Origin of the sequence: Alteromonas sp. Mac1, assembly GCF_001562125.1 — a bacterium.
Lineage (GTDB): Bacteria > Pseudomonadota > Gammaproteobacteria > Enterobacterales > Alteromonadaceae > Alteromonas > Alteromonas stellipolaris.
In genome coordinates this window covers 1,028,248-1,044,863 of sequence record NZ_CP013932.1, presented here as the reverse complement: position 1 = coordinate 1,044,863, position 16,616 = coordinate 1,028,248, and the positions used below count along the sequence as shown (strand labels likewise).

Sequence of the window (16,616 nt, the reverse complement as noted above, 5' to 3'; positions counted from 1 at the left end):
AAAGGTTACCCTTGTAAATAGCGCTTTCTTAACCGCGTTCTTAGTATAACTGCAAGCACATTCAATACAAATACCACGATTAATAGCAGCAAGCAGGCGGCAAACATCATTGAAGAGTTCTTCGCATCAGTATGACTATGAAAAGCGCCATCATAAATGAGTACGCCCAAATGCATGAATTGCCGTTCTAGATGCAGATACGGGAACTCACCGTCTATAGGTAGCGTTGGGGCAAATTTCACCGCCCCAACTAACATTAAAGGTGCGACTTCACCAGCCGCCCTAGCAATCGCTAATATAACGCCTGTCATTATTCCAGGTGACGCTATGGGCAGAATGGTTTTAGCGATAGTTTCAACCTTGGTGGCACCAAGGGCATAACTCCCCCGTTTTAACCCCTCGGGGACTCGTCGCAAGCCTTCTTCGGTGGCAACAATAACGACCGGCAAGGTTAAAATAGCCATGGTCAAACTCGCCCAGAACACACCCGGGGTTCCCATGGTGGGTGCGGGCAATTTATCTGCAAAGAAAAGTGCATCTATATTGCCGCCCAAGGTATAAACAAAAAAGCCTAAACCAAAAACCCCATAAACAATGGAAGGTACGCCTGCCATATTGCTAACGCTTATTCTTATGGCGGTGGTAAACGGCGTATCAGGAGCGTATTCACTTAAATAAATCGCTGCCAGCACGCCAAACGGCGTCACTATAATGGTCATTAAAAATACCATTAGCACAGTGCCAAATAGCGCGGGATACACCCCACCAGACGTATTCGCCTGTTTGGGCGAATCAGTCAGGAAGGTCGCGATACGACTCAATGCCACCTGCCACTTTTCAAAATAGTTAAGCTGGCTTACATAATCGACGCTTTTAATTTCAGACACTCGAATAGCGTACGCTTGCGCATTGGCAAAAGTAACACTGAGTTCATATTCGTCTCGCTCTTCCTCAAGGTGAATAACTTCGTGCTGCCAGCGTTCGAACTGCGTCTCTAAGCGCTTTCTTGCCGGCGCATTTTGATCCACACCTTTGCTATCTAGTGATGCCAACGACTCATGAATGGGCGATAGTCGTTCGCTTCTGATTTTCTCAATTTGCGCACTTAGTGCGGATACTCTGTCTTGAATATCTGAAAATAGCGATAAGTCTTCCCGTCGGCTGTCCGGTGTGGTTAAAAACTCAGGCTGCCCCAATACGAAACGCCCGTCTTTAACTTTTATTTCGGCACTGCCATAAGCAAGTTCTTTGTTAATGATATGCGCGCTGGCCAACTGCATTTGTGAACCATACGGGCTTTGCTCGTCAGCAAAGTGAACTTGATAGATTTGCTCATCTTCGTCAGCCATATAAAGCTGAGCGAACATCCTACTGTCGGACTGAGCGCTTTCATTGGCTGTAGCAACTTTATAGGTCACCTTGTAAATAGGCTCGGGCCAAAAATACGCACCGCCACGAAAGGTGATAAGGAACAACACACTGACCAAAGCAATTAATAGCAAGCTCGTCAAAAACGCCGTTAACGATATAACTAACGACTGGCGATGAACGGCGTTAAAGCCTCCATTGAAAATATTATTCATAATAAGATCTACTGCGTAGGCGTTGACGAGTAAATTCAGCAATCGTATTTACAACAAAAGTAAAAACAAAGAGTATGCCAGCGGTAAAGAAAAGAATTTGATAATGCGCCGATGATACATCGGCTTCGGGTAATTCAATGGCTAAGTTGGCCGTTAATGCACGTAAGCCTTCAATTAAGCCCCAACTTGATATCGGCGTGTTCCCTGTCACCATAAGTACAATCATGGTTTCCCCGAATGCGCGACCAAATCCAAGCATAATCGCCGCCGTAATACCTGGAAAGGCGACATGCAATACCACATGTTTAAGGGTTTGAAGCCGCGTAGCCCCTAGCGCAAACGAAGCATGCTTTAATTCATCGGGCACACCACCTATGGCATCTTCAGCAATAGAGTAAATACTCGGTGAAATAGCGACGCCCAGCGCTAACGCCACAACTATCGTCGTTTTACCTATAGGGCTATCAGACTCAGCGGCTAGCATGTCAAAACCATCTACATTAATTACGCTAAAGAACCACTCTGGCGCCCATACCACACTTATATAACCCAATATAAATACGCCAAGTATCGCAAAGCCTAACTCAGCACCATGTCGAATTTTAGCCGGCAAGCGATCGGCAATGGGGCGTTGAACAAAGGCTACTGCAATCAATACAAATGGAATAACAATAAGAAAAAAAGCAAAAGAGAAGAGAAATTGTTCGGCCATGGGTGATAGCCAAATGGCGGCGATAAAGCCAATAAGCACACTGGGGACAGCTTCTAGCATCTCAATGGCGGGTTTTAGGGCATGACGAAGTCGCTCTTTAGCAAAAAAGGCGGTGTAAATGGCTGCACCGATTGCTACCGGAATGGCAATAAATAACGCCAGTAGTGATGCCTTCATGCTACCTATTATTAATGGCGTAAGGCTAAACTTTGCTTCTTGGAAATCGGTGGCGTTTGTGGTTTGCCACACCGTATCTACATCGGTATATCCTTCATAATGTTGCGGTGCAAATAGCGAGCGCCACGTCGTAATACCGCTTAGGTGGTTTGCCTGCCAAATGAAAATAGCGTCATCATTGTAGCCGTAAAGTCGGTTACCGAACCAAGAAACTGACTGTATAGGTTCAGGTAAATCAATGGTTGTGACCACTTCACCTGATACTCGATTGATAAATAGTAGGCGATGTTTATCAGTAAGCGCTGCCACCACATTAATACTGGCATGCTCTTTTATATCAACCAACCGTTCGCCCACATTTAACGAGAACTGGTAAGTTTCAATGAAGCCAAGCTTGTTAGCATCGCGATGTATTACCCACCGGCTAACGTGGCTAGCGCCATCTTGCAAGAAAAAGGTTCTGTCTTTTTCTAGGCTTAAAATAGAAGTGTCGTGGCTGCTGGGCTTATTAAAAGACGTTAATAGCGAGAGTTCTGATTCGTCCTCAAAAAGACGTGAAAGGAACAAATGTGCTTCTTTTTCTACCAACATCATTTGTGCACCAGGTAACAAATGTACTTTATCGACATTGGCAAAGAACTTATCAATCATTTGCGTGGGATTAAGTTGATTAACCCAGCGAATAAAAGTACCTGATGGTGTATGTAACGCTATTGCCGACCACTTAGACGACAAAGCAAAATGCCAGGACGAAGTTTGTGACCAATATTTGCTCGGTAGTGCAAAAGATATTGTCGAGGATGCTAGGCTTGAAGACTGAGCTATAGGATCTGAATTATTCGCAATCAATACACTGCGATACGCTAACGACCTGACGGGCACCACGCGAACTTGTCCACCAGCGGAAATATCTACAATTGCATTTTCGCCCATTAATGAGGTGGTCGACAATTGATGATCACAAGGGCGAATATAGTCGTGATGCTTAGTGATATTATTATCGCTGTAACCAAATAAGCTAAAGCGGCATTCCTCGCCGCTAATTACCACTAACTGGCCACCAAGCAAATCGCCGGCGTTTTCAACATGGCTGCCTTGGGGTAATGCGAACTGGTGCTCTTTCTCAATGTTAGGCACTAACGCCAAGGGTAAAGCCTGACTGACTAGGTGCGAAATTAAGATAACCAGCGTCAGCAATACCAAACCACCAAAGCCGGTGACGATATACCGCCCCCACCTATCGTTGCGCTGGCGTTTTCTATTGATGCTGTCGCTATAGGAAGTCATTCTTATTTAATAATATTATCAGGTGTAAATTACACTGGTGAGCAGTGTAAGTTTTGTTATGCTAATAGCAAGCGAAAACTTTTAGGTTAATTCGGGTGAATAACGCCTAAAGTAGGCTGCCTCAACCACTGTTGTTATCAAGTTTTATTAGCAATACTAACCAGTAGCGTTTTTTCAGTGTGACTTATGGTATTACCGTAAAACCACAGTAGCAAACGTATTTCTACAGATTCTGAAATAGGAGTTTCTCATGCAATCGCTCATTATCAGTATTATGGGTAAAGACAAACCGGGTTTGGTTGATGCGCTAGCTAAGTGCATTTACAAGCACAAAGGCAATTGGCAAGGTTCAAGCTTTGCGCATATGGCAGGCATGTTTACCGGTTTTGTTGAAGTACATGTTCCCGCTGACGAGAACGAAAAACTGGTCGATGCTCTAAACGCTATTTCCGACTTGTCTGTTCAGTCTGTGGCAGTTAATACCGCGAGCAATACATTAACGAACCAACTAACCGTTGATGTTATGGGCAACGACAAAGCAGGCATAGTGCAAGAGCTAACTTCAGTGCTAAACCAATTTAACCTTAACATCCTCAACTTTTCATCACGTTGCGAAAGCGCGCCTAACTGGGGAAGTTTAATCTTTAAGGCCAATGCGGTTATTGCAGTACCTGAAGATTTTGATGACGATGCACTGCAAGATGCCCTTGAATCGTTGGCGAACGACTTGGTAGTGGATATACAGGCCAAGCAGTAAGGTTTAGAACCACCTCGTTGAGGTAAAGGACTACGAATTAACCCTATTATATCTAAGGGTTGTCACAGTAATGTCACTGACTGATGTCAGTCTTTGGCCATTTTAAGAAGTGAAAAAACGATAAATTATGGATAACCCAGAATTATATTATCCCAAAGAGCTTAGCTGGCTAGCATTTAACGAAAGGGTTTTGCAGGAAGCTGCTGATAAGAACAACCCTGTTGTAGAACGTATTCGGTTCTTAGGTATTTACTCCAACAATCTTGACGAATTTTATCGTGTTCGTGCTGCTGACGTGAAGCGCCAAATTACTATTGCCCAAAATGATGGCAACGAAGAAGAAGCTGAAAAACAAACAGCGTTAATGGCTATTATCCAGCAAAAAGTAGTACAACTTTCCGACAAGTTCGACCATATCCACAAAGACGTATTGAAAGCGCTTGCACGTTACAATATTCACATTTTGCGAAAGCATGAATTAAATGACTATCAAAAGCAGTGGGTGCGCAATTTCTTTGTAAATAAGGTGCTTCGCCATATTGCCCCTATTATTATTGATAAGAAGATGGATTTGTTGAGCCGACTAAATGGCACATCTGTCTATTTGTATGTCGCCCTGCGCCGTAAAGACCGCAATACTCGCTATGCGGTTATTCAGGTGCCTACATCTGACATGTCTCGCTTTATGCTTATTCCGCCGGAAAAAAGCCGAAAGAAAAAACATATTATTATGCTGGATGACATGATTCAGCTTTGCTTAGAAGACATCTTCCGCGGCTTTGTGAAATTCGACGAGGTAGAGTCGTTTTCATTCAAGATGACTCGAGACGCCGAGTACTCTATCAATGACGAGATTGATGAAAGTTATGTTGAGAAAATGTCTGAGAGCATGAAACAGCGCTTAATTGCCGAGCCTGTTCGGGTTATCTATGATAACGACATGCCTGAAGATATGATGCAGGACTTACGCAAGCGTTTACGTATAACTAAACTCGATACCATGCATGCTGCGGGGCACTATCGTAACTTTAAAGATTTCATTGGTTTTCCAAATGTGGGCCGCGAATACTTAGAGCACGCACCACTACCGGCGATTGACAGCAATGCCTTTTCTAAATTCAATACGGTATTCGATGCCATTACCGCCCACGACATTCTGCTGTACTACCCGTATCACCGATTTCTACATGTTACCGAATTTGTACGTCAAGCGGCCTTCGACCCTAGCGTAAAAGTTATCCGCATTAATATTTATCGTGTGGCCAGCAACTCTCGTATTATCAACTCGCTAATTGATGCGGTAGATAACGGTAAGAAAGTTACCGTAGTCGTTGAACTTCGGGCCCGTTTTGATGAAGAGGCCAACATTGAGTGGTCGAAACGTATGACTGATGCGGGTATTCGCGTGGTTCTAGGCGTGCCCACATTAAAGATTCACTCGAAGCTTTGCGTGATCACCCGTGAAGAACGTGGTGCGATGATTAACTATGCGCATTTCGGCACAGGGAACTTCAACGAAAAAACCGCCAAAATCTACACCGATTACAGCTTATTTACGCGAAACCAAGAGTTAGCAAATGAAGCAGTAGCCGTGTTCGATTTAATTCAATACCCTTTCCGCCGGTATAAATTCCAGCATTTGCAGATTTCCCCCTTAAACGCCAGAACCCGTATTCAGTCGCTTATTCGTCAAGAAATTCAACACTTGAAAGAAGGCCGCCCTGCGCAAATCACCTTCAAGATTAATAACCTTGTTGATAATGAATTGATGGATGACTTGTATCGTGCCAGCCAAGCTGGGGTGAAAATTCGCGGCATTGTACGTGGTATGTGTTCGTTAATACCGGGCTTAAGAGGTATTAGCGAAAACATCGAGATTATTTCTATTGTCGATAGGTTCTTAGAGCACCCTAGGGTGATGGTATTTGAAGGCGGCGGCGAGAGGAAAGTGTTTATTTCATCTGCTGACTGGATGACCCGTAACATGGATAATCGCATTGAAGTCGGTTGCCCTATATACGATAAAAACCTGCAACAGCGCATTGTCGATATTATGGACATACAATTCCGTGATACGCTAAAAGCGAGAGTGATTGACAAGGAACAAAGCAACAAGTACGTTGCCCGAGGCAATCGTAAAAAATTACGTTCACAGATAGAGATTTACGACTATCTTGTGAAAGAAGAAGAAAAAGAAGCAGGAAAATAGAACCCTAAATGACTCAGCATGAAATGACTCAGCATGAATCTGTTTTTGATACCGTTGAAAGCCGTGAGGTTAATAAGGTAGCCGCGTTAGATATTGGCTCGAATAGCTTTCACCTTGTGGTAGCGCGTATTGTTGCTGGGTCTGTGCAAATTCTGCATCGAGTTAAGCAAAAAGTGCGATTGGCTGAAGGCTTAGACGACGATAATATTCTGTCGGACGAAGCCATGGAGCGCGGCTTAAAAATGCTCCGTATTGTGGCTGAAAGCCTGCGTGGTTTTGAACCCGACTCGGTGCGTATTGTCGCTACCCACACGCTTCGCAAAGCAAAAAACGCCCACCACTTCATTAATGCTGCAAAAGATATTCTGCCCTACCCCGTAGAAGTTATTTCGGGGGTAGAAGAAGCCCGTTTGATATACTCTGGCGTAGCACATACCAACCATGCTGATGGTCAGCAGCTGGTGGTAGATATTGGCGGTGGCTCTACAGAATTTGTCATTGGCGAAGGGTTTAACCCACTTATTTGTAGAAGCTTACAAATGGGCTGTGTGAGCTACACCAAGCGCTTTTTCCCAGATGGGACTTTAAAGAACAAATCTTTTGAGCTGGCGATTACTGCTGCTGAACAAGAACTGGAATTTATTCAAGATAAGTACCGCAAGCTAGGTTGGGTGCAATGTATTGGTACATCGGGCACGATCCGCTCTTTGTTTACGCTGTGTCAACAAGATAAGCCCAACGATCACGATATACCCGTTACGCTTAAAAGCCTACGTAACCTAATGAAGCAGTTTATTAGTGCAGGCCATATCGACAAGCTTAGCTACCCGGACTTAACCGAAGATAGACGCGTGGTTATTGCTGGCGGCTTGGCTATTTTAATTGCAGTATTTAAAGCCCTAGAAATAGATACCTTAGTTTATTCCCCTGCCGCCTTGCGTGAAGGGGTGATTTACCAGATGGAAGATGAGCTGCATCATGCCGATATACGAGGCAGAACTGCCAGCAGCTTGGCCACTCGCTACGATGTTGATACCGCACAAGCCACGCTTGTGCTTAACACGTCACTTAACCTCTTTAGTCATGCTGAAAAGGCATGGAAACTTAAACATCACGATTTCAAAAGTATGCTGGGTTGGGCGGCGTTGTTGCATGAAGTGGGTATTCAAATTAACTCTCGGGGTGTACAGCGCCACAGTGCCTATATTCTGGCTAACGTTGATATGCCTGGCTTTACGCAAGAACAACAGGAATTATTGGCAACCCTAGTACGCTTTCATAGAAAGAAAGTACGGGCTAACGACCTTCCTAATTTTAATTTGTATGATTTAGCTGCGGTTAAAAAGCTTATCGCCTTGTTGCGCATTGGCGCGTTGCTTAATATTAAACGCCAAGAGGGCTTCTTGCCCAATCTAGAAATTGATGTAGATAAGAGCGGCTTAAGCCTTACTTTTCCTAAAGATTGGTTGGAAGAAAAGCCTATTCTGGCAGCCGACTTGGTTCGAGAAAGTGCCTATTGGAAAGCGTTAGACTTAACGCTTTCTATTAAGTAAACCCCGTTTAAATAATCTTTGTCAAATAAGCCGGTTTGCGAAGAATAAAAAGGGAGCATTAATGCTCCCTTTTTGCGTTTTACGCTTTAGGTTTTACAAAAGCGTGCAATCAATTAATGCTCGTCATTGTGCTCGGCGGAATACTTCTTAAACCATGCCAATATATTCTCTACCTTGCCTATCATTCGGGAAGGTTTCGAAGCGATGCCATGGGGGGAGCCGGGCACTTTCACTAATACCGTATCCACTTTTTGAAGCTTAAGCGCTTGGTAAAACTGCTCGGCTTCAGATGAAGGCGTGCGCTTATCTTCTGTGCCGGTAATTAACATGGTTGGCGTTGTCACATTTCCTACTAACGAAAGCGGCGAACGCTGCCAGTAATGCGCGATATTTTCCCATGGTTTAGCGGGAAACTGGAAAGGAATTTGATATAGCCCTGAGTCAGCAGTAAGTACCTTTGAAAGCCAGTTAATAACCGGCTTAGCAACAACAGCCGCTTTAAAGCGGTTGGTTAACCCTATAGCATAAGCTGATGCTATTCCTCCTGCAGAGCCGCCTGTAATAAAGAGCTTTTCAGGGTCGACTAGCCCTCTATCAATAAGAGCATCAACGCCAGACATATGGTCTGCAAAATCGTACTTAGAACTGTACTTACCTTGCAATAGCAGTGCAAAGCGCTCGCCGTATCCTGTACTACCGCGATGGTTATCATAAAATACAATATAGCCCTCTGCTGCCATACGCTGTAGCTCGGCAGTGAACACCGGCCCGTACGCCAAGTTTGGTCCACCGTGAATCTCTAGAATAAGCGGGTATTTTTTAGTTTCATCGTAATCAGGCGGTAAGATATACCAGCCTTGAATTTCCTCATCATCGATTGATGAGCGATACATAATTTCTTTAACTTCACCAAGCTGCTTATGACCTAGCGCATCTTCGTTCAAAAACGTAAGTTGTTGTTCGCTACGTGTGGTAACAAACACATCTGCGGGGCGATCGGTACGCCCTTTGGTATAAGCCACTACGTTGTCTGCAGCATGATACATACCAAATACATAAGGGCGCCCTAACGTAGTGCCCCCTAAGCCTTTGGCAACAGATTTAACTTTGCCAGATAGCGTAACAACATCAACTTGAGCGAGGCCGCGTACCGATTGCTGAAAGTAGATACTCTTGTTACCTTTCCACTGAAAGTTAGACACCGAATTATCGATATCAGCGGTAAGGTTTTTGTGCTCAGTACCATCTGCATTCATGATGTATAAATAGCGGTTTTTATACATGACTTTATCGTCACTACGACGTGAATACGCCACATACTTTCCATTCGGTGATACTACCGGAGCGGACTCCGTACCTTTAAAGTCGGTAAGCTGCTCAATAACACCTTGCATATTTACCGTAAAGATATCGGATTCCACCGGCTCATATTCCCAGTTATCGCTGCGATTAGCCGCAAAGAATATTTTTTGCGAATCAGGAGAGAAGCTTAAACCTCCCCTATGATGATAGTTACCAGAGGTGAGTTGCCGAGCCGTGCCACCATCAGTTGAAACAATAAATATATGCGTATAAGCAGGTTCTAAAATTCCCTTACCGTCAGCTTGATAACGCGCTTTGGTAATGTACTCAAATTTAGGCGCCCACTTTGCGCCTTTTGGCTTCTTAGGCAAATTAACTTTTAGGGGCTTTTCTTCAACATCCACACTCATGGTAAATGCGATATGTTTACCGTTAGGAGACCAGGTGATATTGCCAAGGGATGACGTAACATTGGTGATTAGCGCCGTTTGCCCCGTATCCATCCAACGCACATAAAGCTGAGGTTTGCCCTCTTCATTAGACAAATAGGCGAGCCGCTTACCATCTGGCGACCACCTTGGAGAATAGTAACTTTTCTTAGATGATAATAATGGGCGATGAGACTTTCCATCCACTGACGCCAGCCAAATGTTCGAGCGTGTGCTGTCTGTCATAATGTCATTAGAACGACGAACGTAGGCGATTTGTTTACCATTGGGCGATACCCGTACATCACTCACGTACTCTAAATCGAATATATCTTCAGATTGAAAAAACATATCATTATCAGTATCTTCCTTCACATCATCAGCGTACGAGAATGATGAAAGGCCTGCACAGATACATAGAAAGAATACGGTTAAACCTGTTGTAACACGAAAATCTCGTCTACCTCGTCTTCGCTGACAACTTACAATTTGAGTTGAAAACATGATACCCCTGATATTTTTATTGGTGTTTCTTTATCCTATACCAATCCGCATAGATAATCGCCCACTCAGAAGGCGCTGGCAAGTTTCCTAGCAAAGCGTGGGAATACAGGAATGGCTGTTCCCTTTCAAATTTCCAGAATGAAGCTAGGAAGCTTGCCAGACCTTCCCGAAGGGCGAGTTTAAAATGTCCGTACTCTTTGTTGTGCACGCCGCGATTACGAACATTTTAAGTCTCGCTGAGAGGGTAATTATCTATGCGGACTGGTATTACGGAATAAATCATCTGTTTTAAAAATAAACGGTGAGTAAACCTGGTTGTAAGATGAATTTGGGGTAGTTTTGGTGTGATTTTTAACCAATTAGGGGGGGGATGGAGATAGCTAACAAAAAAGGGCGCTCTCAGCGCCCCTTTCAATAATAAAGCTTATGCTTTTGAAGCTTGGTAAATACCTTCAATCGCACCATCTAGTGTAGCTGCAAACTCGTCATCAGACTGTTTGTCAGAAACACCTTCAGTTAGCGCTCTTGAGAAACTTGCGATAATGCCTTGGTTTTCTGAAAGCTTCGCATTGGCTTCTTCACGGTTGTAACCGCCAGACAACGCTACCACTTTAAGTACACGAGGATGATCAACAAGCTCTTTATAGAAGTTAGCTTCATTAGGCAGTGTTAGCTTTAACATCACTTCTTGGCCTTCGCTCAACAAATTAAGCTGAGTAAGAATTTCAAGTTTAAGCAGTGCTTCTGCTTCCGCTTTTTGAGGACTATGAATATCCACTTCAGGCTCAATGATAGGCACTAAACCTGCTGCGATAATTTGCTTACCTACTTCAAACTGCTGCTCTACTACATCTTTGATACCTTGATGATTTGCCAGTTTTACCACTGAACGCATCTTAGTACCAAAAACATCTTGGGCAACGGCTTTAGCCAGTAACGCATCTAGACCAACTATCGGCTTCATCACCTGTACACCGTTGCTCTCTTCAACAAGCCCTTTATCCACTTTCAAGAAAGGAATAACGCGCTTCTTCTGCCACAGATAGTGCGCAGTAGACATGCCTTCAATTTCACGGTCTAGGGTATTTTCAAATAAAATAGCGCCTAAAACCCGCTCGCCACTGAAAGGGGTGCTGGTGATAATACGTGTACGCATTTGGTGAACAAGGTTAAACATTTCTTCGTCAGAACTGTATTCTGACTCTTCAATGCCATATAAACGTAGCGCTTTTGGTGTACTACCGCCGCTTTGATCCAAAGCTGCAATAAAACCAACTTGCGTTTTAAGTTTATCTAGCATGGCCTGCTGTGCTTGTGATGCCATTGCAACACTCCTTTTTTATAATACTGCTCTAAGAACAGGTGTAGGGTTTATCGTTATATGCCGACGTACTTCAATGTATCGCCGGCGAAAATCGGAATCGATTTTTTAGTAGTCTGCTAATTTTATTTGTTTTTTTCTTCTAGCATGGCTACTGCAGGTAATGTTTTGCCTTCTAAAAACTCTAGAAATGCTCCACCACCTGTAGAGATATAAGATATCTTATCAGCGATTTCATATTTATCTACTGCTGCCAGTGTATCACCACCACCTGCAATTGAGAACGCATCGCTATCAGCAATAGCCTCGGCTAAGGCCTTTGTACCTGCACTGAACTGTTCAAATTCAAATACACCTACTGGGCCATTCCATACAATAGTACCCGCATTTTTAATAATGCTTTCAAGGGCTTTTGATGAATCTGGGCCGATATCAAAAATCATATCATCGTCAGCGACATCACTAACGGCTTTAAGAGTTGCTTCTGTATTTTCATCGAAGGCTTTACCCACTACTACATCGGTAGGCACTGGAATATTCCCGCCATTGGCGACTGCATCGCTCATTAACTGCTTCGCTTGCTCAGTTAAGTCCATTTCAACCAAAGACTTACCTACATTATGACCTTGCGCGGCAATAAATGTATTGGCAATACCGCCGCCAACAATAAGTTGGTCAACTTTTTCAGCTAAGGTTTTAAGTACAGTAAGCTTAGTTGATACTTTAGACCCGCCTACAATGGCTACCATTGGACGTTTAGGATTATCTAATGCTTTGCCTAGTGCATCTAGCTCTGCCGCAAGAAGTGGGCCTGCACACGCTTTAGTGGCAAATTTTGCCACACCGTGGGTAGAAGCTTGTGCGCGGTGCGCGGTGCCAAATGCGTCCATTACGAAGATATCGCAAAGGGCGGCATATTGCTTTGATAGGGTTTCGTCGTCGCTTTTCTCGCCTTCATTAAAGCGCACGTTTTCTAGAACAACCAAAGAACCTGGTGCTACATCAACACCGTCCAAATAGTCTTTTTCTAGGGTAACCGGTACGTCCAACACGTCGTTCAAATAATTCACAACAGGCTGAAGTGAGAATTCTTCCGCTGGCTCGCCTTCTGTAGGGCGGCCTAAATGCGACATTACCATTACCGCAGCACCAGCATCTAGTGCGGCTTTAATAGTAGGGATCGAAGCTTTAATACGCGCATCAGAGGTCACTACGCCATCTTTTACTGGCACGTTTAAGTCTTGTCTAATTAATACGCGCTGACCGTTTAAGGCCAAATCACTCATACTTGGAATTGCCATTGTCTTTCCCTTGTTAATCGAATAACTGTGAAAGCTGCCAAGGCTGGCGCTACCAACCTTGGCAGCAAAATTCTTAATTAGCTTGCGTCATACATTGCTTGCGCGGTGTCGAGCATTCTGTTTGCGAAACCCCATTCGTTGTCACACCACACCAGCGTTTTTACCAGTTGTTTGTGACTTACTCGGGTTTGGGTACCATCCACTATACAAGAGTGGGGATCGTGATTGAAATCAACAGAAACCAACGGCTCTTCAGTGTAATCTAAAATACCCTGCAATCGCCCTGCTTTCACTCGCTTCAATGCATGATTAACGTCAGCAATGGTTACTTGCGTACTTAAGGTTACACTTAAATCCATTGCAGTAACATTAATGGTTGGCACCCGTACCGCAATAGCTTCAAATTTACCTGCAAATTTAGGCAAAATACGTTCTATTCCCGCGGCTAACCGTGTGTCTACTGGAATAATAGACTGACTGGCTGCGCGAGTACGGCGTAAATCTGGGTGGTAAGCATCGATAACTTGCTGATCGTGCATAGAAGCGTGAATAGTCGTAATCGTACCGCTTTCAACCCCAAAGGCTGCGTCTAGCGCCTGAATAACCGGCACAATGCAGTTGGTTGTGCACGACCCATTAGACACCAACTTATGCTCCGCTTTTAGCGTGTCGTCGTTGGTACCAAAAATCACGGTATTGTCTAAATCGGGGGAACCCGGAGAAGAGAAGAGCACTTTACCTGCCCCCGCATTAATATGCGATTGACCTGATGCCCTATCATCAAACTTACCTGTACATTCCAGTACAATATCCACCCCAATTTCTCGCCAAGGCAGTAAGTTGATATCAGGCTGTGCTAACAAGCGAATAGCATCGCCTGCCACGTTAAGTGTTTCGTTTTCTAATGTCACATCAAAACCGAACCGCCCATGGGCGGTATCGTATTTCAATAAGTGAGCTATACCTTCTGGCTTAGCCACATCATTAATCGCAACCACGTTGAAGTGGCTATTGCGCCCGCTTTCATAAAGCGCGCGCAATACGTTACGACCAATACGACCAAACCCGTTTATGGCAATGTTTACCATAGACTGCGGTGACCTCGTTAGCTAAGAGACAATGCTGCCTCTACCACTGCATCAGTAGTAATATTAAAATGTTTGAACAAGTCACCCGCTGGTGCTGATTCACCGAACGTATCCATACCAATGATGGCGCCGTTGAAACCTACATATTTGTACCAGCTTTCTTTCGATAGTGCTTCAACTGCAACACGCTTAGTTACGCTAGAAGGCAACACGCTTTCACGGTAATCCGCTGATTGACGGTCGAAAACGTCGGTAGAAGGCATTGAAACTACGCGAACCGCTTTACCATCTGCAGTTAGTTTATCAGCTGCTTCAACGGCAAGTTGAACTTCAGAACCAGTGGCAATAAAGATGTATTCAGGCGTGCCTGCACAATCTTTAAGCACATAACCACCTTTAGTAACATCAGCTAATTGCTGGGCATCACGAGGTTGCTGTGGCAAACCTTGGCGAGTGAAAATCAATGTTGAAGGGCCATCGTTACGCTCAATTGCGAACTTCCATGCTATAGCCGATTCAACTTGGTCACATGGACGCCAGTTATCTAGGTTTGGTGTAGCACGTAGTGCCACTACTTGTTCTACTGGCTGGTGCGTTGGACCATCTTCACCCAAACCGATTGAATCGTGGGTGTATACAAAAATAGCAGGTTGCTTCATTAACGCCGCCATACGTACAGCGTTACGGGCGTATTCCATAAACATTAGGAAAGTTGCGCCGTAGGCTTTAAAACCACCATGAAGGGTAATACCGTTCATCATGGCTGACATACCGAATTCACGTACACCGTAGTAAATGTAGTTACCAGAAGCGTCAGTGGCTTCAACGCCTTTACTGCCATCCCAAATAGTTAGGTTTGAACCCGCTAAGTCGGCAGAACCGCCTAGAAGCTCTGGTAGTAATGGGCCAAAGGCGTTTAATGCATTTTGAGATGCTTTACGTGACGCAATGTTTTGCGGGTTAGCTTGCAAATCAGCAATGATTTTGTCTGCTTTATCGCTGAAGTCGGCTGGCAATTCGCCATTTACACGACGCTTAAATTCAGCCGCCAATTCAGGGTAAGCACTTTCGTATGCTGCGAAGGCATCGTTCCACGCACTTTCAGCGTCGCCACCTTTGGCTTTCGCATCCCAACCGGCATAAATGTCGTCTGGAATTTCAAATGCACCGTGTTTCCACCCAAGCTTTTCGCGAGTAGCAATGATTTCGTCATCACCTAATGGTGCACCGTGACAAGACTCAGTGCCTTCTTTGTTTGGCGAACCAAAACCAATCACCGTTTTACAGCAAATTAGCGTAGGCTGAGCGCTGTTCGATTTAGCTTGCTCAATGGCTGCTTTAATTTGTTCTGAATCATGACCGTCAACACCTTCAATCACTTCCCAGCCGTAGCTTTTAAAGCGTGCTGGCGTATCGTCGGTAAACCAACCTTCAACTTCACCGTCAATTGAGATACCGTTGTCATCCCAAAATGCCACTAACTTACCAAGGCCTAATGTACCCGCAAGTGAACAAGTTTCATGAGAAATACCTTCCATAAGGCAACCATCGCCCATGAAAGTATAGGTGTAGTGATCGACAATATCGTGACCGTCACGGTTAAACTGCGCTGCTAATACTTTCTCAGCTAGCGCCATACCCACAGCATTACTTACGCCTTGACCTAATGGGCCAGTGGTAGTTTCAACACCCGGTGCATATCCATATTCTGGATGACCTGGCGTTTTAGAATGTAGCTGACGGAAGTTCTTAAGCTCTTCAATAGGCAGTTCATAGCCTGAAAGATGAAGCAAAGAGTACAACAGCATAGAGCCGTGACCGTTTGAAAGCACGAAGCGGTCTCTGTTTGCCCAAGACGGGTTTGCTGGGTTGTGTGATAGAAAATCACCCCATAATACCTCGGCAATATCAGCCATCCCCATAGGGGCGCCTGGGTGACCAGATTTGGCCTGTTGAACAGCGTCCATGCTTAAAGCACGGATGGCATTGGCAAGTTCACGACGAGAGGGCATGTTGTCTCCTGATTTATTTTGTAGCTGAATTTCGCTAAGGGAACACTGTGGGCAAAATCCCTTTGTTCAACCTTAAAGCGCTGCATTGCTGTATATCTTAATGTGGGCGTTATTCTTACCCATGCCACCATTCAGTTCAATGGCTTTTCATTGCCATTACCGAAAGTTGGCTAAAATAATGAATATTCACATCATTCCTTTGCTAGCCAATATCGCTTCTTTGGGTAAGCGTGGCTAAATTTACTTAATTGTCTGCAAAAGTGATCCGCCACTGTCAACAAATCGTAACGAAAGGACTTTTAGACGTCTAGAAGTAAAGACTGGTATTTATACCTTGTTTTAGTACAATACTCACCTATTTTGAACAATAAACGCTTATGGA

10 protein-coding genes are annotated in these 16,616 nt (G+C 44.4%); 3 read left to right on the top strand and 7 right to left on the bottom strand.

Annotation, left to right across the window (positions count from 1 at the left end; translation table 11 throughout):
* Window positions 1–5: 5 nt before the first annotated feature.
* A complete protein-coding gene (pstA, locus tag AV939_RS04370) occupies window positions 6–1,583 on the bottom strand; it encodes a phosphate ABC transporter permease PstA (protein WP_061093574.1) in 1,578 nt (525 codons plus the stop codon).
* Window positions 1,576–3,759 (bottom strand): ABC transporter permease subunit, encoded by a 2,184-nt coding sequence (locus AV939_RS04365; RefSeq protein WP_057793689.1) that lies wholly within the window; start codon window positions 3,757–3,759, stop codon window positions 1,576–1,578. Before AV939_RS04365 ends, pstA begins: the two co-directional genes overlap by 8 nt.
* Before the next feature lie 250 nt (window positions 3,760–4,009).
* On the opposite strand from AV939_RS04365, the gene AV939_RS04360 reads away from it, so the two are divergent.
* From AV939_RS04360 to ppx, 3 genes are all read left to right on the top strand, one after another.
* A complete protein-coding gene (locus tag AV939_RS04360; protein WP_057793691.1) occupies window positions 4,010–4,516 on the top strand; it encodes a glycine cleavage system protein R in 507 nt (168 codons plus the stop codon).
* Window positions 4,517–4,643: 127 nt separating this feature from the next.
* Window positions 4,644–6,725 carry a polyphosphate kinase 1 gene (gene ppk1 / locus AV939_RS04355; RefSeq protein WP_057793693.1) on the top strand — a complete coding sequence of 694 codons (2,082 nt, stop codon included), beginning with the start codon at window positions 4,644–4,646 and terminating at the stop codon, window positions 6,723–6,725.
* 23 nt (window positions 6,726–6,748) lie between these two features.
* Window positions 6,749–8,278: an exopolyphosphatase gene (gene ppx, locus AV939_RS04350; protein WP_057796332.1), complete on the top strand. Its 1,530-nt coding sequence runs from the start codon at window positions 6,749–6,751 to the stop codon at window positions 8,276–8,278.
* Window positions 8,279–8,391: 113 nt separating this feature from the next.
* On the opposite strand, the gene AV939_RS04345 is transcribed toward ppx, so the two are convergent.
* The 5 genes from AV939_RS04345 to tkt form a co-directional block, all read right to left on the bottom strand.
* Window positions 8,392–10,512, bottom strand: coding sequence for an alpha/beta hydrolase family protein (locus AV939_RS04345; RefSeq protein WP_082604964.1), 2,121 nt, complete (start codon window positions 10,510–10,512; stop codon window positions 8,392–8,394).
* A gap of 424 nt (window positions 10,513–10,936) precedes the next feature.
* Complete coding sequence (locus tag AV939_RS04340; RefSeq protein ID WP_057793695.1) at window positions 10,937–11,836, bottom strand: fructose bisphosphate aldolase; 900 nt, start codon at window positions 11,834–11,836, stop codon at window positions 10,937–10,939.
* Between the two features lie 122 nt (window positions 11,837–11,958).
* Window positions 11,959–13,134 (bottom strand): phosphoglycerate kinase, encoded by a 1,176-nt coding sequence (locus tag AV939_RS04335; protein WP_057793697.1) that lies wholly within the window; start codon window positions 13,132–13,134, stop codon window positions 11,959–11,961.
* Window positions 13,135–13,211: 77 nt separating this feature from the next.
* Window positions 13,212–14,222 (bottom strand): erythrose-4-phosphate dehydrogenase, encoded by a 1,011-nt coding sequence (gene epd / locus AV939_RS04330; RefSeq protein ID WP_057793699.1) that lies wholly within the window; start codon window positions 14,220–14,222, stop codon window positions 13,212–13,214.
* 17 nt (window positions 14,223–14,239) lie between these two features.
* Window positions 14,240–16,234, bottom strand: coding sequence for a transketolase (gene tkt, locus AV939_RS04325; RefSeq protein WP_057793702.1), 1,995 nt, complete (start codon window positions 16,232–16,234; stop codon window positions 14,240–14,242).
* Window positions 16,235–16,616 lie beyond the last annotated feature (382 nt).